The sequence below is a fragment of the Bacteroides zoogleoformans genome, assembly GCF_002998435.1.
Taxonomy (GTDB): domain Bacteria; phylum Bacteroidota; class Bacteroidia; order Bacteroidales; family Bacteroidaceae; genus Bacteroides; species Bacteroides zoogleoformans.
On sequence record NZ_CP027231.1, the window covers coordinates 1,769,808 to 1,796,033 of the forward strand.

The 26,226-nt window shown below is 54.3% G+C and carries 16 protein-coding genes and 1 pseudogene; 15 read left to right on the top strand and 2 right to left on the bottom strand.

Translation table 11 applies throughout. From position 1 onward, the window contains the following. The first annotated feature begins 3 nt into the window (after positions 1-3). The 14 genes and pseudogenes from C4H11_RS07410 to C4H11_RS07480 all read left to right on the top strand — a co-directional run bounded on the left by C4H11_RS07410 (position 4) and on the right by C4H11_RS07480 (position 20,541). A complete protein-coding gene (locus C4H11_RS07410; protein WP_106041091.1) occupies positions 4-3,093 on the top strand; it encodes a golvesin C-terminal-like domain-containing protein in 3,090 nt (1,029 codons plus the stop codon). A gap of 19 nt (positions 3,094-3,112) precedes the next feature. Next, a complete protein-coding gene (locus C4H11_RS07415; protein ID WP_106041092.1) occupies positions 3,113-5,011 on the top strand; it encodes an outer membrane protein assembly factor BamB family protein in 1,899 nt (632 codons plus the stop codon). 84 nt (positions 5,012-5,095) lie between these two features. Beyond that, complete coding sequence (locus C4H11_RS07420; protein ID WP_106041093.1) at positions 5,096-6,559, top strand: glycosyltransferase family 2 protein; 1,464 nt, start codon at positions 5,096-5,098, stop codon at positions 6,557-6,559. Between the two features lie 127 nt (positions 6,560-6,686). After that, the gene (locus tag C4H11_RS07425; RefSeq protein WP_106041094.1) at positions 6,687-7,682 is read left to right on the top strand and encodes a DUF4922 domain-containing protein; all 996 of its coding nucleotides are present in this window, start codon (positions 6,687-6,689) and stop codon (positions 7,680-7,682) included. After that, a pseudogene (locus C4H11_RS14655) lies at positions 7,679-8,092 on the top strand (SpoIID/LytB domain-containing protein); the annotation flags it as partial. The gene C4H11_RS07425 and the pseudogene C4H11_RS14655, both read left to right, overlap by 4 nt. Before the next feature lie 207 nt (positions 8,093-8,299). After that, positions 8,300-9,538 carry a DUF559 domain-containing protein gene (locus C4H11_RS14165; protein ID WP_394336057.1) on the top strand — a complete coding sequence of 413 codons (1,239 nt, stop codon included), beginning with the start codon at positions 8,300-8,302 and terminating at the stop codon, positions 9,536-9,538. Next, the gene (locus tag C4H11_RS07445) at positions 9,531-10,877 is read left to right on the top strand and encodes an MFS transporter (protein ID WP_106043220.1); all 1,347 of its coding nucleotides are present in this window, start codon (positions 9,531-9,533) and stop codon (positions 10,875-10,877) included. The genes C4H11_RS14165 and C4H11_RS07445 overlap by 8 nt, the downstream gene beginning before the upstream one ends. A gap of 35 nt (positions 10,878-10,912) precedes the next feature. Beyond that, positions 10,913-12,151, top strand: coding sequence for an exo-beta-N-acetylmuramidase NamZ family protein (locus C4H11_RS07450; RefSeq protein ID WP_106041095.1), 1,239 nt, complete (start codon positions 10,913-10,915; stop codon positions 12,149-12,151). After that, a complete protein-coding gene (locus tag C4H11_RS07455; protein ID WP_106041096.1) occupies positions 12,148-12,396 on the top strand; it encodes a hypothetical protein in 249 nt (82 codons plus the stop codon). The genes C4H11_RS07450 and C4H11_RS07455 overlap by 4 nt, the downstream gene beginning before the upstream one ends. Positions 12,397-12,597: 201 nt before the next feature. Continuing rightward, positions 12,598-15,639: an FAD-binding and (Fe-S)-binding domain-containing protein gene (locus C4H11_RS07460; protein WP_106041097.1), complete on the top strand. Its 3,042-nt coding sequence runs from the start codon at positions 12,598-12,600 to the stop codon at positions 15,637-15,639. Further along, positions 15,636-16,820, top strand: a complete 1,185-nt coding sequence (locus C4H11_RS07465; protein WP_106041098.1) for an acyltransferase family protein — start codon at positions 15,636-15,638, stop codon at positions 16,818-16,820. The genes C4H11_RS07460 and C4H11_RS07465 overlap by 4 nt, the downstream gene beginning before the upstream one ends. Positions 16,821-16,838: 18 nt before the next feature. Further along, positions 16,839-17,684 carry a BadF/BadG/BcrA/BcrD ATPase family protein gene (locus C4H11_RS07470; RefSeq protein ID WP_106041099.1) on the top strand — a complete coding sequence of 282 codons (846 nt, stop codon included), beginning with the start codon at positions 16,839-16,841 and terminating at the stop codon, positions 17,682-17,684. Positions 17,685-17,757: 73 nt separating this feature from the next. Next, positions 17,758-18,570, top strand: coding sequence for an N-acetylmuramic acid 6-phosphate etherase (gene murQ, locus C4H11_RS07475; protein ID WP_106041100.1), 813 nt, complete (start codon positions 17,758-17,760; stop codon positions 18,568-18,570). Positions 18,571-18,684: 114 nt separating this feature from the next. Then, the gene (locus tag C4H11_RS07480; protein ID WP_106041101.1) at positions 18,685-20,541 is read left to right on the top strand and encodes a serine hydrolase; all 1,857 of its coding nucleotides are present in this window, start codon (positions 18,685-18,687) and stop codon (positions 20,539-20,541) included. 255 nt (positions 20,542-20,796) lie between these two features. Here C4H11_RS07480 and C4H11_RS07485 read toward each other — a convergent pair whose 3' ends face one another. Both C4H11_RS07485 and C4H11_RS07490 read right to left on the bottom strand, forming a co-directional pair. Next, a complete protein-coding gene (locus C4H11_RS07485) occupies positions 20,797-21,444 on the bottom strand; it encodes an FKBP-type peptidyl-prolyl cis-trans isomerase (protein WP_106041102.1) in 648 nt (215 codons plus the stop codon). Between the two features lie 134 nt (positions 21,445-21,578). Then, on the bottom strand, positions 21,579-23,120 hold the full coding sequence (locus C4H11_RS07490) for a glycine--tRNA ligase (RefSeq protein ID WP_106041103.1): 1,542 nt from the start codon (positions 23,118-23,120) through the stop codon (positions 21,579-21,581). A 417-nt stretch (positions 23,121-23,537) separates the two neighbouring features. Between C4H11_RS07490 and C4H11_RS07500 the strand changes: the two genes are divergently transcribed. Continuing rightward, the gene (locus C4H11_RS07500) at positions 23,538-26,219 is read left to right on the top strand and encodes a DNA gyrase/topoisomerase IV subunit A (RefSeq protein ID WP_106041105.1); all 2,682 of its coding nucleotides are present in this window, start codon (positions 23,538-23,540) and stop codon (positions 26,217-26,219) included. Positions 26,220-26,226 lie beyond the last annotated feature (7 nt).

Genomic DNA, 26,226 nt, shown 5'->3' on the forward strand with positions numbered 1-26,226 from the left:
ATTATGAATAGACGATGTCTTTTTTTACTTGGTTTGCTTGCCGTCTCCCTCCTTTCTCTCAAAACAGTAAGCGCACAAGAACTTCCGACGGACGTCCGCCGGGAAATCGAGAAATTACTGAATGACGTGGCACGTAAAGAAGTGTCTGTAGGAACCATCAGAATAGATTCCGTAGCCGTGAAAAGGAAAACGCTGCAACTCTTTGCCAACATGAACTGTGCTTATATCCCTTTCCGTGAAGACAACGTCGCCGAGATTTATAAAAGTGTGCGCGCGCTGCTACCGGCGAACTTATCCAAAAGCAGGCTGCAAATCCGTACCAACAAGCGTAGCATCGAAGAACTGATTCCCCAAGCTCTGCGCAGCAAAAAAGACAAGAAAGCCAAAAGATTCACCCCCACTGCCACAAAGCCTTTAGTGAAGAATATCTCTACCCCTTATACCCCCACCAATGGATTGCAAAATCGTCACATCGCTTTGTGGCAAAGTCACGGCTGGTACTACGAGTCTAAACTTGCCCGTTGGGAATGGCAGCGTGCACGCATTTTCCAAACAGTGGAAGACCTGTACACGCAAAGCTACGTACTGCCTTTCCTTGTGCCGATGCTGGAAAATGCAGGTGCCAATGTGTTGCTCCCGCGCGAACGAGACTGCCGGACAGAAGAAGTGATTGTGGATAATGACGGTTGTCCGGACGGTCGTTCCGCGTACTCAGAAAGCAGTGGCGAGAAAATATGGAAACAAGGAAACGGAGAAGGATTCGCCCAACTGCGTTCCCAATACGTCAACTTCGAGAACCCGTTCAAAGAAGGTAGTTATCGCATGGTAGAGACCACGAAGAAAGGCAAAGAAAGCACTGCCGAATGGACGCCCGAAATCCCTGCAAGCGGACAATATGCCGTGTACGTTTCCTATCAGACGTTGCCGAGCAGCACGGATGATGCCCTCTATACCGTGTACCACAAGGGAGGTGTCACACAGTTCAAAGTAAACCAGCAGATGGGAGGCGGCACGTGGATTTACCTCGGCACTTTCGGCTTCGACGCAGGCAGAAATAAAGAATACAGAGTGGTGTTGAGCAACCGCTCCGCCAAAGCCGGACGAATGATAACGGCAGATGCCGTGAAGATTGGCGGCGGTATGGGTAACATAGCACGCCGCATCTCCGATGAAGGCATAACAGAAAACCTGAAAAGCTCCGATACACGCAACCTGCAAACAGGAATCACAAGCGAAAAAAACGAATCTCAAACTGCCGCTTTCTTGTCGCAACAGAGATTTGAGGCAAGCGGCTATCCCCGTTTCTGCGAAGCAGCCCGCTACTGGCTGCAATGGGCGGGAATCCCCGACAGCGTATATTCCGAAAGCAAGGGCAAGAACGACTATACGGACGACTACAAATGCCGCGGCATCTGGGTGAACTACCTCGCCGGAGGTTCTCCGGTTAATCCCACGGAAAAGGGACTGAACATTCCCGTGAACATGGCTTTCGCCTTCCACTCGGATGCGGGAACCACCTTGAACGACTCCATCATCGGGACGCTGGGCATCTACTATACCAATGCCTACAACGAAAAGTATGCCAACGGAGCGTCGCGCTACCTCGGCCACGACTTGACCGACTTGATTCAATCGAACATCGTGCGTGATGTGCGCACTCTTTACGAACCCCGATGGACCCGCCGAGGCAAGTGGAATCAATCTTATTACGAGGCCCGTGTCCCCCGCGTACCCACCATGCTGCTCGAACTGCTTTCTCACCAGAACTTTGCCGATATGCGCTACGGACTGGACCCGCGCTTCCGCTTCACCGTGAGTCGTGCCATCTACAAAGGCATGTTACAGTTCCTCTGCTCGCAATATGGCACGGAGTACGTTGTCCAGCCGCTTCCGGTAGACCACATGGTTCTGCGCATGACCGGAGAGGATGAGGTAGAGCTGAGCTGGCAACCCGTGGACGACACATTGGAACCGACAGCCAAAGCAGAGAAATACATTGTCTATACGCGCATCGGAAACGGAGCTTTCGATAACGGCGTATTGGTGGAGAAAAACAGCTACCGTGTACGCATCCCTGCCGGCGTGGTATGCAGCTACAAAGTGACGGCCGTGAACAAAGGAGGTGAGAGCTTCCCATCCGAAATACTATCGGTAGGACGGGCTTCACAATCCAAGGGCACGGTGCTGGTGGTAAACGGGTTCGACCGCATCAGCGCTCCCGCCGACTTCGTGGCACCTGCACCCGCCGATACGTTGCTTGCCGGTTTTCTGGACGAACAAGATCACGGTGTACCTTATATAAAGGACATCAGCTACATCGGTAAAATGAAAGAGTATCGCCGCTCCATTCCTTGGATGGACGACGATGCGTCGGGCTTTGGCGACAGCTACGGTGATTATGAAAATCAAGTGATTGCCGGCAATACGTTCGACTATCCCTCCGTGCACGGCGCCGCGATACTGAAAGCGGGCTACTCCTTTGTTTCGAGCAGCGACGAGGCTGTGGAAGACGGATGGACATCGCTCAACGACTACAAATACGTCGACCTCATCTTAGGAAAAGAATGCCAGAGCAAGATGGGAAGAGGTGTGATGCCGTTGGAGTTCAAAACCTTCAACAACCGCATGCAGGAAGCGATTACCGCATATTGCAAGCAAGGAGGAAACATCTTTGTTTCGGGTGCTTTTGTCGGAACAGACCTTTGGGACAACCGGCTTGCCGCTGCCGATGAGGCGGACAAGAAGTTTGCCACGGATATCCTGAAATACAAGTGGCGTGTAGGACAGGCAGCCATAACGGGGAAAGTGAAAAGCGTGGCTTCTCCATTCTCCTCTCTGTCGGGGAATTACACCTACTACAACGAACTGAACGCTGACTCGTACGTAGTAGAAGCCCCCGACGCCATTGAGCCGGCAAGCAAAGACGCCTATACGGTGATGCGCTATGCTGAGAACAACCTGAGTGCCGGCGTGGCTTATCAGGGCGACTACAAAACACTGATTCTGGGATTTCCTTTCGAGGCGATACGTACCGAGGCGGAAAGAGAAGCATTCATGCACGCGGTATTGACCTTCTTCAATGACAATAAGTAACACCAATCATACTCTATCTATGAAGTTAAACCAATCATACTTTTTCAGTCGAAGCCTGTTGACCCTGTTCCTGACGGTTTGCCTCTTCCCCCTTGGCATGCAGGCACAACAGGATACATTCCGCTTCGCGCAACTGACGGATATTCACCTGAACCCGAACAATCCGAACCCCACGGAAGACTTGCTGCGCTCCATCGCACAAATCAACGCCACGGACAGCATCGACTTCGTGCTGGTGACAGGCGACCTGACCGAGGAGGGAGACCGTACCACCATGGAGAAAGTGAAATCGTGCCTCGACCTGCTGAAAACCCGCTACTACGTCATCCTCGGCAATCATGAGACGAAATGGAGCGACTCAGGTTGCACCGCCTTCGGAGAGATTTTCGGCGGAGAACGTTTTGAATTCGAACACAAAGGAATTCTGTTCCTCGGCTTCAACTCGGGTCCACTGATGCGCATGGCCTATGGTCATGTAGTGCCACAAGACATCCGGTGGATGACCGAGGAAATGGATAAGGCGGGCAGAGACAAGCCCGTGATACTGGTCACCCATTATCCGTTGATGGAAGGAGATGTGGACAACTGGTACGAGGTAACCGATGCCGTGCGCCCCTACAACATACGCCTGTTCATCGGCGGACACTATCATGCGAACAGAAATTTGCGCTACGACGGCATTCCGGGCATACTGATGCGCAGCAACCTGCGCGACAAAGAGGGAAAACCGGGGTATGGCATCTACGAAGTAAGTAAAGATTCCATCAAGGTATATACGCAGCGTATCGGCGAACCGGCCAAAGAGTGGGCAGCCTTCTCGCTCGTCGAGCCCTATTACAACCGCAACGGCAAAGCGGATAAATACCCCGACTTCTCCGTCAACAAGGACTATCCGCAGGTAAAGGAGCAATGGATGGTGCAGACAGGAGTAGGCATCTACTGCTCTCCCTGCGTAGAAAAAGACAAAGTCTTTGTAGGCGACGACATGGGCATCCTCACCGCCTACGCCCTGAAGAACGGCCGTAAGCTGTGGAGCTTTGCCTCAGGCAAACGCATCGTAGGCACTCCCGCGGCAAGCGAAGGCATCGTTGTGTTCGGCTCGGCAGACCGCCGCATCTACGGCCTGAACACGAAAGACGGAAGCCTGCTATGGACGGCGGAAGCCGCAGAACCTGTACTCGGGGCAGTGACCATCGATCAAGGCACGGCCTACATCGGCGCCAGCGACGGCACCCTTCGTGCCATAGACATCCGCACGGGCAGGGTGGTTTGGGCCTACACGGGCGTGAAGGGTTACATCGAAACCAAACCGCTGGTAACGGAAGACAAGGTTATCTTCGGGGCATGGGACAATACACTTTATGCCCTGAACAAGGCGGACGGCAAGGAATGCTGGCGATGGACGGGAGGACTGACCCGCATGCACTTCTCTCCCGCTGCCGTATGGCCGGTGGCAGCACAAGGAAAGGTGTTCATCACCGACCCACAACGTGCCATGACAGCCATCGACATCCAAACCGGAAATACCGTATGGCGCACGTTCCAATCCATGGTACGCGAAACCATCGGCCTCTCCGAAGACGGTGAACGTGTATACAGCAAGACGATGAACGACAGCATTGTCTGCTACGCCACCCGGGGCGATGTCCCGAAAGAGATTTGGGCATCCGATGTAGGCTTCGGGTACGAGCATGCCCCCTCCATGCAGGTAGAAAAAGAAGGAGTGGTGTTCGGCAGTACGAAAGAAGGGCTTGTCTTCGCGTTGGAAGCCCGAAGCGGCAAAATACTGTGGAAGCACAAGATAGGAAACTCCCTTATCAGCACCGTGGTTCCGCTGAACGGCCGCGAAGTGCTGTTCACTGCAACGAGCGGAGAAGTGGGACTGTTGCGGGCGAAACCTGCTCCGACACAGCGGTAAGGGAGCACACGCCTCATCGCACCATGCCAAAGAAATCGAGAGACCCCCAAATAGAGAACCAAAAGCATTAAAAACAATACGAATATGAAGAAAATCAGTTGTTTCATCCCTTACGCAGGAAAAGAACAAGTAGAGAAAACAATACAAGGACTGCAAGCCACCGGACTTGTAGAGAGCATCTATCTGATGACCACCAACGCCGAATTGAAAGAGCTTCCCGGCTGTCATCGCATTTGCGTGGAACAACCTTTCGGCAGCCGGGCCATGCACGCCGTGGCGAATGCCGCGAAGGGCGAGTACACACTGCTTTATACCAAGGAGACAACGCTCGAAATGGGCATGTTCGCCTTGGAGCGCATGATGCGCATTGCCGAAGATACGGACGCGGGCATGGTCTATGCCGACCACTACCAGACCACCAACGGCAAGCAGGCCAATGCACCCGTCATCGACTACCAGTTCGGCTCGCTCAGAGACGACTTCAACTTCGGCTCCGTGCTACTGTTCAACACCGCCAAGCTGAAAGAGGCTGCCGGACGCATGAAGGCGGAGTATCGCTTCGCCGGCCTCTATGACTTGCGCTTGAAGCTGAGCCAAAAGGCAGAGCTGGTGCACATCAACGAATATCTCTACAGTGAGGTGGAGAACGACACCCGCAAAAGCGGTGAAAAGATTTTCGACTATGTAGATCCCAAGAACCGCGACCGTCAGGTAGAAATGGAGCAGGCATGCACCGAACATCTGAAGGAAATAGACGGCTATCTGGAACCCAAATTCACGCAGATAAACTTCAATGACAACAGCTTTGAATACGAAGCATCGGTCATCATCCCCGTACGCAACCGTATCCGTACCATCCGCGACGCCATCCGGTCTGTACTGAACCAGAAGACGGACTTCAAATTCAACCTGATTATCATCGACAACCACTCCACGGACGGCACCACAGAGGCCATCGACGAGTTCAAAGCCGACGAACGCCTCGTCCACATCATCCCCGAGCGCAACGACCTCGGCATCGGCGGCTGCTGGAACATGGGCGTGCACCATGCCAAATGCGGCAAGTTCGCCGTACAGCTGGACAGCGACGACGTGTACAAAGACGAGCATACCCTCGCCATCATGGTACGTGCCTTCTACGAGCAGAACTGCGCCATGGTGGTGGGCACTTACATGATGACAGACTTCCATATGAACATGATTGCGCCGGGCATTATCGACCACAAGGAATGGACGCCCCACAATGGCCGCAACAACGCCCTGCGCATCAACGGGCTGGGCGCCCCGCGCGCCTTCTACACGCCGGTGCTGCGCGAGGTGAAAGTGCCCAACACCAGCTATGGCGAAGACTATGCGCTGGGACTGAACTTCTCTCGCCGTTATCAGATAGGACGTGTCTACGACGTGGTTTACCTCTGCCGACGCTGGGAAGATAATTCCGACGCCTCATTGGACATCGTAAAGCAGAACGGACACAACCTCTATAAAGACCGCATCCGCACGTGGGAGTTGCAGGCACGCATTGCCTTGAACAAGAGCAAGTTATAACGGCACTTGTCAGACACTTGTGTCTTTCGTCTCAAACACTTGTGTCTGTCATCTCAAACACTTGTGTCTGACAAACCGAAATCCGGCATCTGCCAACACACTAAATAACAACCTGTTAAACAGAAACATGAATCAAGCGATACGCCGCCTTCTGACCGAACAAACCACCTCTTGGGAAACCGCCCGCAACAACTATGCGGCTCTGGCAGGTGTGCAGGTGAAGGAGCTGAACGTAAACGGCATTCCGTATAAAGTGCAGTTCAACCCCGCCCGCATCGTTTCCTCCGGAGCCAAGGTAGACGCCAAATCCATCCGGGAGCGGAAGTGCTTCCTATGCCCCGCCCATCTGCCGCCGGAGCAAAAAGGCATTCCCTTCAAAGGGCACTACCACATACTGGTGAACCCTTTCCCCATCTTCCCCCGTCACTTGACGATACCGGAACTGGCGCACGTGCCCCAGCTCATTGCCCCCCGCTTTGCGGATATGCTGGAGTTGGCACAAGCCCTGTCGGATTTCATCATCTTCTACAACGGACCCAAGTGCGGCGCCTCCGCCCCCGACCATGCCCATTTTCAGGCCGGAAACAAAGGGCTCCTGCCCATTGAAAAAGAATGGCGCGGACAGGTTGCGGGCAAGATAGCCGATTACGGAAAGGCCGCCTTATGGTATCTGAACGATGCCCCCCGTACCACCCTCGTCATTCAATCTGCCTCGGCAGCAGACGCCACCGCCCTCTTCGACATCATCTATCGCACGTTGGACGTGAAACCCGGCGAAGACGAGCCGATGATGAACGTGCTCGCCTTATACGAAACCCAACCCGCACCCTCCCTACGGCCGGGAAACGAGCCGGAGGCAGAGGCATTCTGGACCATCTTCCTTTTTCCCCGCGAAAAGCACCGCCCCGCCTGCTACACCGCCGAGGGCGACGCCAACCTGTTGAGCAGTCCGGCCTCGGTAGACCTCGGAGGGGTATTCATCACTCCCGTAGAGAAAGATTTCAGGAAGATTACCGCCGAAGACGTAGCCCGTATTTTAGGAGAAGTATGTCTTTCTGCCGATGATTTCCAACGCATACGGCAGCGCATCAAGGAACAAATTTTAAACAATACCCCACTATGAAAGAGCCCAAAGTACACGTAGGCATTCTGTTCGAGCCACAGATAGAGTTCAACCTGCTGAGCCCGTACCGCATCGGCGGAACGGAGGTCTGCGGCAAACAAGTAGTTACTTATGACCAAGGCAGAATACGCTGGAACGGCCGCCTGTATGACGAGCTGCTGTTCGAGCCGAACAATGAGTCGACAGACGCATTCGAGCTGCTGGACGTCACCATCGGCATCAACTTCCACTGGGAACGCAAGGAGAATCAGCGTTTCCTCGGTGCCTTGAAAATCATCGTGGAAGATGGCAAGCTCACCGGCATCAATGTGGTGAAGGTGGAAGACTACCTGACCAGCGTCATCTCGTCCGAAATGAGCGCCACCGCCTCCTTGGAGTTGCTCAAGGCACACGCAGTGATTTCGAGGAGCTGGCTGCTAAGCCTCTCCCCCAACCCCTCCCCCATAGGGAGGGGAGGGCTGCGCGACGAAAGCGATAGTCTATCTCAACACTCCCTCCTCACGGAAAAGGGGGGCAAGGAGAAAGACCGCTATCAAACGGCCGACAGACTCAGTTATGACTTACTGAAAGAGAAACAGCAAGAGCTAAAGAAGAATCCAACAGAAGCGGAGAGAGTGATGTGGGAAGGATTGCGTAACGGGCAAACCGGCTGTAAGTTCAGGAGACAACACATCATCGATTGCTACATCGTAGACTTCGTATGTCTGGAGAAACAACTCATCATCGAAATAGACGGCGGCTATCATTCCACGCCTGAACAGCAAGCCAAAGATGCCGATCGTACCCGCCATCTCGAATCCTTAGGCTACCATGTGCTTCGCTTCACCAATGAAGAAGTCATCGCCCATCCCGAGTGCGTCATGCAACAAATCACATCGCACATGGCGCAACCTATCTCTTTCCAACAAGAGAAAGAGACGAAGGAGAAAGACCTCTCCCTCGTCTGGTACGAACGCGACGCTCACACCCACTTCGATGTCTGCGCCGACGACCACTGCCAACGTTATCAAGGTATCACCCGTGCTTGTACCGATACCGTACGCCAAGCCATCGCCGCCACTTACGGCCAAGTTCTGACGTACAACGGCAAGATATGCGATGCCCGATTCTCCAAATGCTGCGGCGGCATATTCGAAGAGTTTCAATATTGCTGGGCAGACGTCAAGCACCCTTACCTCAGTAAAAAGCGCGACCTCATCCCCACGCCTCCCACCCCCGACTTCTCCAGCCCTTCTTCCGACCCCATCCCTATAGAGAGGGAAGGCTGCGATGATAACGCAATTCTATCTCAACACCCCCTCCCTATGGGGGAGGGGGCTGGGGGGGAGAGGCTGGAGCGTTGGATACGCACTTCGCCCGAAGCCTTCTGCAACACGGCGGACAAGCGCATACTCTCGCAAGTGCTCAATAACTACGACCAAGAGACCACGGACTTCTATCGCTGGAAGGTGACCTATGCACAAGACGAACTGTCGGCCCTCATACTGAAGCGTTCGGGCATCGACTACGGACAAATCATCGACCTCGTTCCCGTGGCACGCGGCACGAGCGCACGCCTCTGGAAACTGAAGATTGTGGGAACAAAGAAGACGCTCACCATAGGCAAGGAGCTGGAAATACGCCGCACGCTCTCCAACTCCCACCTCTACAGCTCGGCATTCGTCGTAGACAAGGAAGATATCTCTCCCGAAGGCATACCGGGACGGTTCGTCCTCACCGGTGCAGGCTGGGGGCACGGTGTGGGCCTGTGCCAGATAGGCGCCGCCGTGATGGGCGAGCAAGGATACACCTACGATGCCATCCTATTACATTATTACATAGACGCTGAAATCAAAAAACTTTATGACCATGAATAATGATATGAAAGAAAAGAGTCCTTGGTGGTGGGTGCCCACACTCTACTTTGCAGAAGGTGTGCCCTACTTTGTTGTCAACACCATCTCGGTGATGATGTTCACCAAGATGGGCGTGCCCAACGGCGATATGGCATTCTTCACCACGCTGCTCTACTTCCCTTGGTTCCTGAAAGGTATCTGGAGCCCCATCGTGGACGTGGTGAAGACCAAACGCTGGTGGATTCTCTCCATGCAGGCCTTGCTGACGGTGCTCATGGTAGTGCTCACCGTCAGCCTGCCCCATCCGGAGCAAGAGACCATCGCTTCGGGACAAACCCCCATCGGCATGTTCTCGTTCACGCTGATATTGTTCATCATCGCCGCCTTTGCCTCGGCCACGCACGACATTGCCGCCGACGGCTTCTACATGTTGGCACACAGTCCGAGCAGTCAGGCCGCCTTTATCGGCATCCGAAGCACGTTCTATCGGGTGGCTTCGGTCTTCGGGCAAGGCGTGTTGGTGTTCATTGCCGGCATGCTGGAGAAAGACACGGGCAACATCCCCCTCTCTTGGCAAGTGACAATGGGCTGCGCCGCCGTGGTGTTCTGCCTGATTACCATCTACCACACCTTCCGCCTGCCGCGCTCCAAAGAAGACAAGCCCCGTGTTCCGGCCTCCGCAGCGGACGGTTCGGCACAAGCACGGCAGCAGTCGAAAGGACGGGAATTGGCCAACTCGTTCATCACCTTCGTCAAGAAGCCCGGCGTATTGCTTGCCATAGCCTTCATGCTGCTCTACCGCCTACCCGAAGGTTTCCTCATCAAGATGTGCCAGCCTTTCCTTGTGCACTCTGTTGAGAAAGGCGGACTGGGACTGAGCACCGAGATGGTGGGCATCGTATATGGCACCATCGGCGTGATAGCCCTGCTGGCCGGTGGCATCGTGGGAGGTGTCTACGCCTCGCGTCGCGGACTGAAACGTTCGTTGTGGCTCATGGCCGCCTGCATGACGCTGCCCTGCCTCACGTTCGTCTATTTAGCCATTGTTCAGCCTGCCAGCATCACGTTGATAAGCATTGCCGTATCCATCGAGCAGTTCGGCTACGGGTTCGGCTTCACGGCTTACATGCTTTATATGATGTATTTCTCCGAAGGCGAGTTCAAGACGTCGCACTATGCCATCTGCACCGCCTTCATGGCACTGAGCATGATGCTGCCGGGATTCGTGGCAGGCTATATACAGGAAGCCATCGGCTATGTCAACTTCTTCTGGATGGTAATGGCTTGCTGCCTCGCCACACTGGCCGTCACTTATCTGGTAGACCGAAAGATTGACCCGAATTATGGAAAGGGAAAGTAGCTAATCACTAATCACTAATCGTTAATCACTAAAACATGAAACATTTCCTCACCTGTCTGCTCTGCCTCTTCTTAACGAGTGCGACGCAGGCGCAGAAAATCAGAATAAAGACCGGCATCGAGGTGCTGAAAGAACAAAAATTCAAGTGTCTGGAAGGCAAACGCGTAGGGCTGATTACGAATCCTACGGGAGTAGATAACCGCATGAAGTCTACCATCGACATTCTGCACGAAGCACCGAATGTAAATCTGGTAGCCCTCTATGGCCCCGAACACGGTGTGCGCGGCGATGTGCATGCGGGCGACCACGTGACGGACATCAAGGACGCGTCCACCGGCCTGCCCGTTTATTCGCTCTACGGAAGGACGCGCAAGGCCACGCCGAAGATGCTGAAAGACGTAGACGTGCTGGTGTATGACATTCAAGACATCGGTTGCCGTTCGTTCACCTACATCAGCACCATGGGACTGGCTATGGAAGCAGCCGCCGAGAACGGCAAAGAGTTCATCGTACTGGACCGTCCCAACCCCTTGGGCGGACTGAAGATAGAGGGTAATCTGGTGGAAGACGACTGCGTTTCTTTTGTCAGCCAGTTCAGAATACCTTACCTTTACGCCCTCACTTGCGGCGAGTTGGCACTGATGCTCAACGGCGAAAAGATGTTGAAGGACGGGAAACAATGCAACCTCCGTGTGGTGAAGATGAAAGGCTGGAAGCGCAAGATGGACTACACGCAGACCGGACTGCAATGGGTGCCCTCGTCTCCGCACATTCCTCATCCGCATTCCGCCTTCTTCTATCCCGTCAGCGGCATTTTGGGCGAACTGGGCTATATGTCCATCGGCGTGGGCTACACCATTCCGTTCCAGATGTTTGCCGCGCCGTGGGTGGAGGCCGGGCGGCTTGCCGACAGGCTGAACGGACTGAACGTGCCGGGCGTCATTTTCCGGCCGATGTATCTGAAACCGTTCTACAGCGTGGGCAAAGGCAAGTTGCTGCAAGGCGTGCAGGTACACATCGTGGACTTCGGCCGGGCACCGCTGAGCGACATACAGTTCTTGGTGATGCAGGAAGTGGCCGCCCTCTATCCCGACCGTGCCGTGTTCAACCATGCCGACAAGGGACGATTCTCTATGTTCGACAAGGTGTGCGGCTCACGCCGGATACGCGAACGCTTCGCCGAGCGCAACCGTTGGGAGGACATCCGCGACTATTGGTACAAGGACACCGAAACATTCCGCAAGCTGTCGAAGAAGTATTACTTATATAAATGACATACGCCGCTCAAGACATCACCGCAGGAGGGGCGAAACGGCGTTGGGAAGTCGCGGGTGATGACATTGGGAAGTCGCGAGCAACGACATTGGGAAGTCACAGGCAACGACATTGGGAAGTCACAGGCAACGACATTGGGAAGTCACAGGCAACGACATTGGGAAGTCACAGGCAACGACATTGGGAAGTCACAGGCAACGACATTAGGGAGAGGCCGGCAGCCTCGTATATACGACGTCATTAGTCTCGTATATGCGACATCACCGGTCTCGTATATGCGACGTCATCAGTCTCGCATATACGACGTCACCGGCCTCGCCTATACGACACAACCACCTCCGCCGCAATGCCGGAAACAGGAGCCGTCTGAAGCGTTCGCCCCGCTTCGGAGTACGGGATAGAGGGCGATAACAGATAATGAACCTATAACGAAAGAGGAAAGAAGATGGGAAAAACAAATTACGACATATTCCTGCAAGAGGCAGGACGGTTCATCCCGAAAGACAGAATCTATACCGACCCCCTGCGCCGGTTGGCATGGGGAACGGATGCGGGCTTCTACCGCCTGATACCCCAAGTGGTGATTCGCTCGAAAGATGAAGACGAAGTCTCCCGGTTGTTGACGCTGGCCGACCGCTACAACCTGCCCGTCACCTTCCGCGCGGCAGGTACCAGCCTGTCCGGACAGGCCATCAGCGACTCCATCCTCATCGTGGCGGGCAAACACTGGGAGAAATACAAGATATCTGCCGACCGTGAACGGATAACCCTCCAGCCCGGCATCATCGGCCAGCGTGTGAACGAGCTACTGGCTCCCTATGGGCGGAAGTTCGCTCCCGACCCTGCCAGCGTGAAGAGCGCCATGGTGGGCGGCATCGTCATGAACAACGCCTCGGGCATGAACTGCGGCACCCATGCCAACAGCGACAAGGTGCTGATTTCTGCTCGTATTATCCTGACCGACGGCACGGTGCTGGACACCGGCAACCCCGACAGCCGCACCTCTTTCGAAGCGACCCACAGCGACTTCATCCGCCGCATCTGCAACCTACGCGACGAAATCCGCGCCAATGAGAAACTGGTAGAGCGCATCCGCTATAAATACTCCATCAAGAACGTCATGGGCCTCAACCTTCTGCCCTTCGTCCGCTTCGACGACCCGTTCGACATCATCGCCCACCTCATGGTAGGCTCCGAGGGCACGCTGGCTTTCCTATCGCAAGTGACGATGAAGACCGAATACGACTATCCCTGCAAGGCAAGCGCCATGATTTACTTCAAAACCATCAAAGAAGCGAGCCGTGCCGTGGTGGCGATGAAGAAGCTAAACAAAGCAATGGACGAACCAACCACCGAAAGCAACGAACCCGTTGTGAAGGGCGCCGAGATGCTGGACTCCAAAAGCCTCTCTTCCGTCAACGACCCCGTCTTCCTGAAGTATAAAGGCGAAGTGGCCTCTTCCATCCTTCCGGGCGTAGAACCCGGCGACGAAATGGGGCTGACCGCCGTACTGACGGAAACCAAAGCCCGCACTCCGGAGGAATTAAAGCAGAACATCTGCGCCATCGAGGCATGTCTGACCCCGTTCAAGACCTACATGCCCGTACACTTTACCGATAAACCCGAAGAGTACTCCCCCTACTGGGCCATCCGTTCCGGCATCTTCCCCTCCGTGGGCGGAACACGCAAGCCGAGCGCAACCTGCCTCATCGAGGACATCGCCTTCCACATCGAAGACCTGCCCGAAGCCACCGCCGAACTGCAACAGCTCATCGCCCGCCACGGCTACGACGATGCCTGCATCTACGGGCATGCCCTCGAAGGGAACTATCACTTCATCATCAACCAGTCGTTCAGCACTGCCGACGAAGTGAAACGCTACGAAGCCCTGATGAATGACGTCAAAACGTTAGTTGTAGACAAGTACGACGGCTCTCTGAAGGCCGAACACGGCACGGGGCGCAACATGGCGCCTTTCGTCCGCTACGAATGGGGCGACGATGCTTTCCGGGCCATGCAGACCGTCAAGGAGATTTTCGACCCGAAAGGCTTGTTGAATCCCGGCGTCATCTTCAACGACGACCCTCAATGCCACATCAAGCACTTCAAGCCACTGCCCGTCTTAGCCATCGACGAAAAGAACCGAGCCACCGGCTATCAACTGCAACGCAATTCCGATGGAATTGCCATCGTGGCACTTTGCCCGCCACTTGCGGCCGACAAGTGCATAGAATGCGGCTTCTGCGAAGTAAACTGCCTTTCCTGCGGTTTCACCCTCTCCTCGCGCCAACGCATCGTGGTGCAACGCGAGATATCTCGCCTGAAGCAACACGGATATTTACAAGAAGCCAAAAAACTTGAAAAGCAATACCGCTACCTCGGCGACCAAACCTGCGCCGGCGATGGTCTCTGCTCCACATCCTGCCCGATGGGCATCAATACCGGCGACCTCACCCATCTCGTCCGACAGGAAGCATTGCCCAAGAACAGCCTCGGATATAAAGCGGGAAACTTTGCCGCCAGTCATTTTGCAGGCGTCAAAAGCGCCCTACGTTCCACCCTGCGCTTGGCCGACTTCGGCCATTCCCTGTTAGGGACGAAAGCCATGAGTGCCGTTACCAAAGGCATGCACAAACTGCCAAACATACCCTTGTGGACACCTGCCATGCCCAAGGCCTACAAATATACCGGTTCACAAGCCTCACCGACACATACATCCGACAGGGAAGAGAATGCCATGCAAAACAACACCATCTGCAAAGTAGTCTACTTTCCCAGTTGTATTAACCAAACTATGGGTTTATCCAAGAAATCGCCTGTAGAACGGGCGCTGGTAAACAAAATGATATCCCTGTTGCAGAAAGCGGGCTACGAGGTCATCTTCCCGGAGGGGATGGACAAACTGTGTTGCGGCACCATCTGGGAAAGCAAAGGCATGCCCGACATAGCCGACCGCAAGGTAGAAGAACTCGAAGCCGCCTTGTGGGAAGCCAGTCGGCACGGCGAGTATCCCGTGCTTTGCGACCAAAGCCCCTGCCTGCACCGCATGCGCGAACACATCAAACGGATGAAACTGTACGAACCCGCAGAATTTATCCACACTTTCTTGCGAGACAAGCTGGACTTCACGCCTACCGACCGCCCCGTGGCCATCCATATCACCTGCTCCATGCGGAAAATGGGATTGGCGGATACATTGACCGGCCTTGCCCGTCTTTGTTCCAACAATGTCATCATTCCGGAGGAAGTGGGGTGCTGCGGTTTCGCAGGCGATCGTGGTTTCACCCATCCCGAACTGAATGCTTACGCCCTGCGTAAACTGCGTCCACAGATAGAAGCTGCCGGAGTACAGATAGGCTACTCCAACAGCCGTACCTGCGAAATAGGGCTGACAACGAACGCCGGTATTCCTTACGTATCCATCGTCTATTTAGTGGACGAATGTACCAAACCATTGATGACAAACTTAACACATACAAACTCATGAATAGTCCGAAGATAAACAAACGCATCCTTGCACTCGACATTCTCCGCGGCGTCACCATTGCAGGCATGATTATGGTGAACAATCCCGGAAGTTGGACGCACATCTATGCCCCCCTCCGCCATGCCGAATGGAACGGTCTCACACCCACCGACCTTGTCTTTCCTTTCTTCATGTTCATCATGGGCATCTCTACGTATATCTCGTTGAAGAAATACGATTTTACTTTCAGCCATGCCGCCGCACTAAAGATACTGAAGCGCACCGTCCTCATCTTTCTCATCGGCATGGCCATCGGCTGGTTCTCCCGTTTCTGCTACTACTGGGCCTCCGCTCCGGATGACTTGAGCTTCGGCGAGAACTTGTGGGCTTCGGTCTGGACTTTCGACCGTATGCGCATCTTGGGCGTCATGCAGCGACTGGCCCTGTGCTACGGGGCAACCTCCATCATTGCACTGACCATGAAGCACAAGCACATCCCCTACCTCATCTTCAGCCTGCTGGCAGGCTATTTCATCCTGCTGATGTGCGGCAACGGCTTTGCCTATAACGAAACGAACATCCTTTCCGTTGTAGACCGTGCCATCCTGACCCCTGCACACATGTACAAGGACAACGGCATCGACCCTGAAGGCTTATTGAGTACCATTCCCTCCATTGCCCACGTATTGCTTGGCTTCTGCGTGGGACGGCTGATGCTCGACGGCAACAAGTCGGCCGACCGCGAAAGCTTCCTGAACGCACAGCTCATCACACTGTTTCTGACAGGTGTCATCCTTACTTTTGCCGGCTTCCTGCTGAGCTACGGATGCCCCATCAACAAGAAGATATGGTCGCCCACCTATGTGCTCGCTACCTGCGGACTGGCATCGAGCTTCCTGGCATTGCTCATCTGGATTATCGACGTGAAAGGCGCCAGACGGTGGAGCATGTTCTTCGAAGCCTTCGGTGTGAACCCTCTGTTCATGTATGTGCTGGGCGGTGTACTCGGCATCCTGTTCGGCAGCATCCGTTTTCCGTGGGCCGACGGCAGCATCAGCATACATGGATTCCTGTACAAGATAGTGTTCATGCCCGTCTTCGGTGAAACCGGAGGCTCGCTGGCCTATGCCCTTCTGTTCATCGCAATCAACTGGTGCATAGGCTATCAGCTATACAAACGAAAAATATACATCAAGATATAAAAACAACATATAAAAGACATGATTCTAATAGCAGACAGCGGCTCTACAAAAACCGATTGGTGCGTTGTAGAGAATGGAGAACTCCTCCAGCAGATATTTACGAAAGGGACGAACCCTTTCTTCCAGTCGGAAGAAGAAATCAGCAACGAGATAAGAACAGCACTATTGCCTCAGCTGAAGTCCGACAAACCGGATGCCGTCTATTTCTATGGTGCCGGATGTGGCTTTCCCGACAAGATTGCCACGATGCACCGTGCCATCACCCAGCACCTCAAGGTGAAAGGCGTCATAGAAGTCAGCACCGACATGCTGGCCGCCGCGCGCGGGCTTTGCGGGCATAAGTCCGGCATTGCCTGCATCATAGGCACCGGCTCCAACTCATGCTACTACAACGGGCAAGACATCGTAGCCAACGTATCGCCTTTGGGCTTCATCTTGGGCGATGAAGGTAGCGGTGCCTGCTTGGGCAAACTCTTAGTAGGCGATCTCCTGAAAAACCAAATGACACCCGGGCTGAAAGAGAAGTTCCTCGAGCAGTTCGGCCTGACACCTGCCGATATCATCGACCGTGTGTACCGCCAACCGTTCCCAAACCGTTTTCTGGCAAGCCTGTCGCCGTTCCTTGCACAGAACATGGACGAACCTTGCGTGCACAACCTGGTATTAAACAGCTTCAAGGCATTCCTCAAACGCAATGTCATGCAATACGACGGCTATCGACACGAAAAAGTGCATTTCATCGGTTCGGTGGCTTTCCACTACAAGGAGGTGCTGATAAAAGCCGCCTATGAAACGGGCATCCAAGTGGGAAACATCATCAAAAGCCCGATGGAGGGATTAATCAAATATCACAGCGGGAAATGATGAAGAAAGCGGCCGTGCAACCGGCACACTGCCATACAACAAATAGTAAACCGTTAAAACAATAAATAGCCTTATGTTCGTAAAAATCTCAGAGCAACCCTCGCTCTACAACGATCTGGAAAAGAAGTCTGTCCGTGAAATCCTGGAAGACATCAATACGGAAGACCAAAAAGTGGCGCTTGCTGTGCAAAAGGCCATTCCGCAAATAGAGAAATTAGTGAACCTGATTGTGCCGCGCATGAAGCAAGGCGGGCGCATCTTCTACATGGGTGCCGGCACCAGCGGACGCCTCGGAGTGCTTGACGCCTCGGAGATACCTCCCACATTCGGCATGCCTCCCACACTGGTCATCGGACTGATTGCCGGCGGAGACACCGCATTGCGCAATCCGGTGGAAAACGCCGAAGATGACATGCACCGCGGATGGGAGGAACTGACGGAACGAAACATTACGGACAAGGATACCGTCATCGGCATTGCCGCATCGGGCACCACTCCGTACGTGATTGGCGCCATGCACGAAGCACGCGAACACGGCATCCTGACCGGGTGCATCACCAGCAACCCCGACTCGCCCATGGCTGCGGAAGCCGACGTACCCATCGAAATGATTGTAGGCCCGGAATACGTGACGGGAAGCTCGCGCATGAAGTCGGGCACCGGACAGAAGATGATTCTGAACATGATTACCACCTCCGTCATGATACAGTTGGGACGCGTCAAGGACAACAAGATGGTGAACATGCAACTCAGCAACAAGAAATTAGTGGACCGCGGCACACGCATGCTGGTAGACGAGCTGGGGCTGGATTATGGCAAGGCCAAGGCACTGCTGCTGATGCACGGCTCGGTGAAGAAGGCGGTGGATGCCTACAGAAACCTCTAAAGTCTGCTCCTCCCTCCCTGCGAACAAACATATTTCTCAATAAAAACCATAGAAAGGAAACCGGATATGATACCGTCAACACCCATTCAAAGAAACGTCAAAGCTTCCCTCCTTATGGGGGAGGGGATTCTCTTTCTTCTTGTTCTTCTCTTCTTCGTGCAGGCAGCCTTCGCTCAACCCTTGCAGCGCATTGCCCCCGAACAGGCGGGCATGGACTCGCGCAGGTTGATGTACGCCGACGAAGCCATTGAAACAGCCATTGCCAACCGTGAGATTCCCGGCGCCGTGCTTGCCGTGGTGCGGGGCGGAAAGATGGCCTACCTGAAAGCATACGGCAACAAGCGCGTCTATCCAGACACGGAGCCGATGACCACAAACACCATCTTCGACATGGCTTCGTGCAGCAAGGCCATGTCCACCGCCGTTTGCGCCATGATATTGGCCGAACGGGGCAAGATACGCATGCTCGACCCCGTCAGCCTCTACATACCCGGCTTCAAGAACTGGGAGAGCGAAGACGGCAAAGAAAAGAAAGTCATCCGCATCTCCGATTTGATGACGCACACCTCCGGACTGCCTCCCTATGCGCCCGTGGCCGAGTTGGAGAAACAATACGGCTCGCCCAATCCTGAGGGCCTGATAGCGTATATCGCCACCTGCAAGCGCGACTTCAAGCCGCAAACCGACTTTCAGTACAGTTGCCTCAACTTCATCACCTTGCAGCACATCATCGAAACCGTGAGCGGAGAAAGCCTGCGCGACTTTGCCCGCACGAACGTATTCGATGTGCTGGGCATGAACCGCACCGACTATCTGCCCTGCCAACGAGGTAAAGACGGACAATGGACGAATACCGCCTGCTCCCCGCTGACCGCTACCCCCTATGCACTAAGCGACCTTGCCCCCACCGAGAAGCAAGCGGACGGGCAAGTGCTCTGCGGACAGGTGCACGACCCCTTGGCACGTGTCATGAACGGAGGCGTCAGCGGCAATGCGGGTCTGTTCTCCTGCGCGGAAGATATCGCCGTGCTCTGTGCCGCCTTGCAGAACGGGGGAGAATGGAACGGACGCCGCATCCTCAGTCCGCTGGGCGTGAAGGCCATGCGCAGTGTTCCGCGGGCCGTCGCCGCTTTCGGGCGCACCCTCGGTTGGGACATCTTCAGCCCCTACGCCTCGAACAGCGGAGACCTCTTCGGCCCCAATACATACGGACATACCGGCTACACGGGCACTTCCATCGTCATCGACCCGGACAATGACACATCCGTAATACTGCTCATCAATGCCGTACACCCCGCAGACAGTCACAACACCGTGCGCCTGCGCTCGCTGGTTGCCAACGCCGTAGCGGCTTCCATCTGCCCCCCCGCACGCACCTATACGGCCCATTACTACAAACGTTTCCTGCAATTCATGGACGAACCCGCCATCACCGACAAAGACATCGTGATGCTGGGCAACAGCCTGACCGAGAACGGAGGCGACTGGTCTGCCCGCCTCGGGAAGAAAAACGTGCGCAATCGCGGCATCATCGGCGACGAAGTGATGGGCATTTACGACCGTCTGCACCAGATTCTTCCCGGACATCCGCAGAAGCTGTTCCTGCTGACCGGCGTCAACGACGTATCCCACGACCTCACGACGGACAGCATCGTGGCCATGATGCGCACAACCATAGACCGCATTCAATGCGAATCGCCCGACACCAAGCTGTACCTGCAAAGCCTGCTCCCCATCAACGAGAGCTTCGGCCGCTACAAAAGGCTGACCGGAAAGACGGATATGATTCCCGAAATCAACGCCCGCCTCGAAGCACTGGCCAAGGAAAAAAAGATTGTTTTCATCGACCTCTTCCCCTTGTTCACCGAGAAAGGCACGAACGTGCTGCGCGGCAACCTGACCAACGACGGCCTGCACCTGAATGAGGAAGGGTATGAGATTTGGGTAAAGGCCATCCGAAAGAAAGTGTAAAGTAACCGAAAACGGGTTCAAGGTGACGTCAGTTACTTCACCGCAGTGACATCGGTTGTCTCACCGCAGTGACGTCAGTTGTCTCACCGCAGTGACGTCAGTTGTCTCACCGCAGTGACATCGGTTGCCTCACCGCAGTGACGTTTTGACAGGAATAAAACAAGCCTTTCAACCAGTATATATTAGAACCATAGAAAATAAGTAAGGCTGCCACGAACTTTCGAGACAGCCTTTTCTCTATAATCTTCTGACGGATTACTCGGCAAAGCTGACCAACTGCACGTCGAATGTCAGCACCGAATAGCCCGGAACAGTCTTCGTAGAACCTTGGGAAGTATAATTGCTCGTTCCGTATCCGCTTTGCCACGGGATATACAGCATCCAGCGCTCACCCGTTCGCATGAACTGCAAAGCCGCCGTCCAGCCTGGAACCACTTTTGAGACTTCGAAAGCGGTATAGGCATCAAAATCTGTCGGGCCCTTCACCGGCGGAACAGGTATCGCACGGTCTTGCGCGCCATAACCGCTGAAATTCCCGTCGAACTTGTCGCCATTTATGTAAGTGCCATAATAGAAAGTATTCACTTTGGAGTGATAACCTGCATACAGCGGACGCTCGCCCGTATCGTTCTTTACGAGCTTTTTGCAATATACATACTGAGCGCCGTCGGAGGTGCCGGCCGTGGTCTGTATGGCATACAGCTTTCCAAGCTCCATGGCATCGGCAGTCTCTGCCGTAAACACATAGCTTTCGCCGGTCAACGTCTTTATCGAGTCGGCGAACGCTTTGTTGCGCTCTTGCCAGTTACCATACTTTCCCGCCTCTTCACTTTCCTCGCAAGAGACAAAAACGCCTGCCAGCAGCCATAAGAGAGGTAAAAACAAAAGGGATGATCTTTTCATTCGGTCAAACTATTATATAATGTATTCATCTGTTTCTTTATCAGGCACGGATTGCGCGGACTACGCGGATGAACTCACAAGCCAATTCGTACAGCCCGTATCCGGCCAAGCATCGCACATGGCGCAAACCGCCTTTATTGCAACGTCTTCAGCAACGAAGTGATGCTTACGCGATCCTCAATGATGTTGTTCAGCTCGGCGATGGACACGCGTTCCTGCTGCATGGTGTCGCGGTTGCGCAGCGTCACGCAGTTGTCCTCCAACGTCTGGTGGTCTACGGTCACACAGAACGGAGTGCCGATGGCATCCTGACGGCGGTAGCGTTTGCCGATGCTGTCTTTCTCGTCGTATTGGCAGTGGAAGTGGAACTTCAGGCTGTCGATGATTTCGCGTGCCTTTTCGGGCAGTCCGTCTTTCTTCACCAGCGGCATCACGGCCAGCTTCACCGGAGCCAGAGCAGCGGGCAGCTTCAGGACAACGCGAGTTTCACCGTTCTCCAAGCTCTCCTCACAGTAAGAAGCCGACATGATGCTGAGGAACATGCGGTCTACACCGATGGAAGTCTCGATGACATACGGCGTATAGCTTTCGTTTGTCTCGGGGTCGAAGTACTTGATGTTCTTGCCGGAGAATTTCTCGTGCTGCGAGAGGTCGAAGTTGGTGCGGCTGTGGATGCCTTCCACTTCTTTGAAGCCGAAAGGCATCAGGAACTCGATGTCGGTGGCGGCATTGGCGTAGTGGGCCAGCTTCTCGTGGTCGTGGTAGCGGTAGTGGTCGTCGCCGAAGCCCAGCGCCTTGTGCCACTTCAGGCGGGTTTCCTTCCATGTCTTGAACCATTCCAGTTCGGTGCCCGGCTTCACGAAGAACTGCATCTCCATCTGCTCGAACTCGCGCATGCGGAAGATGAATTGGCGGGCCACGATTTCGTTACGGAAAGCCTTGCCTATCTGCGCGATGCCGAAAGGAATCTTCATGCGTCCGGTCTTCTGCACGTTCAGATAGTTCACGAAGATGCCTTGCGCCGTTTCGGGACGGAGGTATATCTTCATGGCGCCGTCGGCGGTTGAGCCCATCTCGGTAGCAAACATCAGGTTGAACTGGCGCACTTCCGTCCAGTTCTTCGTGCCACTGATGGGGCATACGATTTCTTCATCGAGGATAATCTGGCGGAGTTCCTCGAGATTGGTATCGTTCAATGCCTTTGCAAAACGTTCGTGCAAAGCGTCGCGCTTAGCCTGATGCTCCAGCACGCGGCCGTTGGTTGTGCGGAACTGTTCCTCGTCGAAAGCCTCGCCGAAACGTTTGGCGGCCTTTGCCACCTCCTTGTTTATCTTGTCGTCGTACTTGGCAAGCTGGTCTTCTATCAGTACGTCGGCACGATAGCGTTTCTTGGAATCACGGTTGTCGATCAAAGGGTCGTTGAACGCATCCACATGTCCGCTGGCCTTCCAGATGGTGGGGTGCATGAAGATGGCCGAGTCTATGCCGACGATGTTTTCGTGCAGCAGCACCATGCTCTGCCACCAGTATTGTTTGATGTTGTTTTTCAGTTCCACACCCATCTGGCCGTAGTCGTACACGGCTCCCAGTCCATCATAAATCTCGCTGGAAGGGAACACAAAGCCATATTCCTTGCAGTGCGATACCAGTTTCTTAAAAACGTCTTCTTGTGCCATTTTCTGTTGTATCTTAATGAATTTGATTTCAACTCTTGTGTAAAAAGTGCCACAAAGATAGAGATTTATATCATAAGTAGGGCACGACGGGCGTTAATTTCTGCAATATACTTCGTCATTGCCGGAGGCTCAGGGGCTTCGCCGTGTGCGCGGCCGGGGAGAAGATGCCGCACCGTATCCGAATGGAAATTCAGCAGCCGCCAACCCGGTCATCCCCTCTGCCCGGAATGGCTTTTCGGACAGGTTTGTTAGAGGCTTGTGCCCGGCGTACGTTCCTCTCCGCCCCTGAAAAGCCCCAGTGAGAGGCGCTTCATGATAAAAGTCCGACATAAATTCTCGTTTATCGAACAAATTTCGTATTTTTGCCTGCAACTGAAAATCAGCCATATCATTGAATAGACAATCCCCGAACAAACAATGAGCGAAGATATCGAAGCACCGAAAGACGATTTTGACAAGGAACTGCCGGCCGGAAAAGAAGAACACTCTGACTATAAACCCGCCGACACGAAAGACGCCAACGTGAAACACCAACTGAGCGGCATGTACCAGAACTGGTTTCTGGACTATGCCTCGTATGTGATACTGGAACGTGCCGTACCCCACATCATGGACGGGCTGAAGCCTGTGCAGCGACGCATCCTGCACTCCATGCGCCGCATGGAAGACGGACGCTACAACAAGGTAGCGAACATCGTGGGGCATACCATGCAGTTTCACCCGCACGGCGACGCTTCCATCGGCGACGCCTTGGTGCAACTGGGGCAGAAAGACCTGCTTGTGGACTGTCAGGGAAACTGGGGAAACATCCTCACGGGCGATAGCGCCGCCGCACCGCGATACATCGAGGCACGCCTCTCGAAGTTTGCGCTGGACGTGGTGTTCAACCCTAAAACCACCGAATGGAAACTCTCTTACGACGGACGAAACAAAGAACCGGTGACGCTGCCCGTGAAATTCCCCTTGCTGCTGGCACAGGGCGTGGAGGGCATCGCCGTAGGTTTGTCGTCCAAAATACTGCCGCACAATTTCAACGAGCTGTGCGAGGCTTCCATCAAATACCTGCACAACGAAGCGTTCAAACTCTATCCCGACTTTCAGACGGGAGGCTCTATCGACGTCTCCAAATACAACGACGGAGAGCGGGGAGGCGTAGTGCGCGTACGCTCTAAAATAGAAAAGATAGACAACAAGACGCTTGCCATCAAGGAGATACCCTACGGGAAAACGGTGGCCGGGATTTGCGACTCCATCGTGAAAGCCAGCGAGAAGGGGAAAATAAAAATCCGCAAGGTGGAAGACCTCACATCGGGCAATGTGGAGATTCTGGTGCATCTGGCGCCGGGCGTATCGTCCGACAAGACCATCGACGCGCTCTACGCCTTCACCGACTGCGAAGTGAGCATCTCGCCCAACTGCTGCGTCATCGACGAGCAGAAGCCGCACTTCCTCACCGTGAGCGACGTGCTGCGCAAGTCGGCCGACAACACACTGGCACTGTTGCGCCGTGAACTGGAGATACGCAAGGATGAGATTTTGGAAAGCCTGCACTTCGCCTCGCTCGAAAAGGTCTTCATCGAAGAACGTATCTACAAGGACAAAGAGTTTGAACAGGCCAAGAACATGGACACCGCCTGCGAACATATTGACGACCGGCTGACACCTTACTATCCCACCTTCATCCGCGAAGTGACCAAAGACGACATCCTTCGCCTGATGGAAATCAAGATGGCACGCATCCTCAAGTTCAACTCAGACAAAGCGGAAGAGCTGATTGCCCGCATGAAGGCGGACGTCGAAGAAATAGACCGCCACTTGGCAAACATCGTGGAATATACCGTGGACTGGTTCCGCATGCTGCAAGAGAAGTACGGCAAAGGCTTCGCCCGTCGCACGGAACTGCGCAACTTCGATATCATCGAGGCAAGCAAAGTCATCGAGGCCAACGAGAAACTATACATCGACCGCGAAGAGGGATTCATCGGCACGGGCCTGAAGAAGGACGAGTATCTGGCCAACTGTTCACCCATCGACGATGTCATCATCTTCTTCCGCGACGGGAAGTACCTCATCACGCCCGTGGCAGAGAAGAAATTCGTGGGCAAGAACATCCTCTACGCCAACGTCTTCAAGAAGAACGACAAGCGCACCATCTACAACGTGTGCTACCGCGACGGCAAGGAGGGAACCACCTACATCAAGCGCTTTGCCGTCACCGGCGTGGTGCGCGACCGCGAATATGACGTGACGCAAGGCACGCCCGATTCTCGCATTACTTACTTCAGTGCTAACCCCAACGGCGAAGCGGAAATCATCAAAGTGACACTGAAGCCTAACCCGCGCATTCGCCGCATCATCTTTGAAGAGGACTTCAGCACCATCAACATCAAAGGACGTCAAGCCATGGGGAACATCCTGACGCGCAACCCGGTGCACAAAATAGCCTTGAAACAACGCGGAGGTTCTACACTGGGCGGGCGGAAGGTGTGGTTCGACCAAGATGTGCTGCGCCTTAACTACGACGGACGCGGCGAGTATCTCGGAGAGTTCCAGAGCGATGATGCCATCCTCGTGGTACAAAACAACGGCGACTTCTGTGTCACCAACTTCGACCTGAACAACCACTACGACGACAACATACGCGTGCTGGAGAAGTACGACCCGAACAAAGTATGGACAGCCGTGCTCTACGATGCCGACCAGCAGAACTATCCCTACATCAAGCGTTTCTGCTTCGAAGCCTCCCCGCGCAAGCAGAATTATCTGGGCGAGAACAGGAACAACAGCCTCATCTTGCTTACGGACGAGTACTATCCGCGCTTAGAGGTCATCTTCGGCGGGCACGACAACTTCCGCGAGCCGCTGATAGTGGAAGCCGATGACTTTATCGCGGTGAAAGGCTTCAAAGCCAAAGGAAAACGATTGACTACCTTCACCATCGACACCATCAACGAACTGGAACCTACTCGTCGCCCCGTACCACCGCAACAGTCGGAAAGCCGCGAAGAGGAAGGTGAACCGGAGATTCTGGACCCCGACCACGGAAAGAGCGAAGGAGACATATTGGATGAGATGACGGGACAGATGAAGCTGTTTTAGAGTGGTT

What these genes read in the sequence shown, in the direction of transcription:
- C4H11_RS07410 (WP_106041091.1), top strand. Translation starts at nt 4, where the DNA reads ATGAATAGACGATGTCTTTTTTTACTTGGTTTGCTTGCCGTCTCCCTC.
- C4H11_RS07415 (WP_106041092.1), top strand. Translation starts at nt 3,113, where the DNA reads ATGAAGTTAAACCAATCATACTTTTTCAGTCGAAGCCTGTTGACCCTG.
- C4H11_RS07420 (WP_106041093.1), top strand. Translation starts at nt 5,096, where the DNA reads ATGAAGAAAATCAGTTGTTTCATCCCTTACGCAGGAAAAGAACAAGTA.
- C4H11_RS07425 (WP_106041094.1), top strand. Translation starts at nt 6,687, where the DNA reads ATGAATCAAGCGATACGCCGCCTTCTGACCGAACAAACCACCTCTTGG.
- C4H11_RS14165 (WP_394336057.1), top strand. Translation starts at nt 8,300, where the DNA reads ATGTGGGAAGGATTGCGTAACGGGCAAACCGGCTGTAAGTTCAGGAGA.
- C4H11_RS07445 (WP_106043220.1), top strand. Translation starts at nt 9,531, where the DNA reads ATGAATAATGATATGAAAGAAAAGAGTCCTTGGTGGTGGGTGCCCACA.
- C4H11_RS07450 (WP_106041095.1), top strand. Translation starts at nt 10,913, where the DNA reads ATGAAACATTTCCTCACCTGTCTGCTCTGCCTCTTCTTAACGAGTGCG.
- C4H11_RS07455 (WP_106041096.1), top strand. Translation starts at nt 12,148, where the DNA reads ATGACATACGCCGCTCAAGACATCACCGCAGGAGGGGCGAAACGGCGT.
- C4H11_RS07460 (WP_106041097.1), top strand. Translation starts at nt 12,598, where the DNA reads ATGGGAAAAACAAATTACGACATATTCCTGCAAGAGGCAGGACGGTTC.
- C4H11_RS07465 (WP_106041098.1), top strand. Translation starts at nt 15,636, where the DNA reads ATGAATAGTCCGAAGATAAACAAACGCATCCTTGCACTCGACATTCTC.
- C4H11_RS07470 (WP_106041099.1), top strand. Translation starts at nt 16,839, where the DNA reads ATGATTCTAATAGCAGACAGCGGCTCTACAAAAACCGATTGGTGCGTT.
- murQ (WP_106041100.1), top strand. Translation starts at nt 17,758, where the DNA reads ATGTTCGTAAAAATCTCAGAGCAACCCTCGCTCTACAACGATCTGGAA.
- C4H11_RS07480 (WP_106041101.1), top strand. Translation starts at nt 18,685, where the DNA reads ATGGGGGAGGGGATTCTCTTTCTTCTTGTTCTTCTCTTCTTCGTGCAG.
- C4H11_RS07485 (WP_106041102.1), bottom strand. Translation starts at nt 21,444, where the DNA reads ATGAAAAGATCATCCCTTTTGTTTTTACCTCTCTTATGGCTGCTGGCA.
- C4H11_RS07490 (WP_106041103.1), bottom strand. Translation starts at nt 23,120, where the DNA reads ATGGCACAAGAAGACGTTTTTAAGAAACTGGTATCGCACTGCAAGGAA.
- C4H11_RS07500 (WP_106041105.1), top strand. Translation starts at nt 23,538, where the DNA reads ATGAGCGAAGATATCGAAGCACCGAAAGACGATTTTGACAAGGAACTG.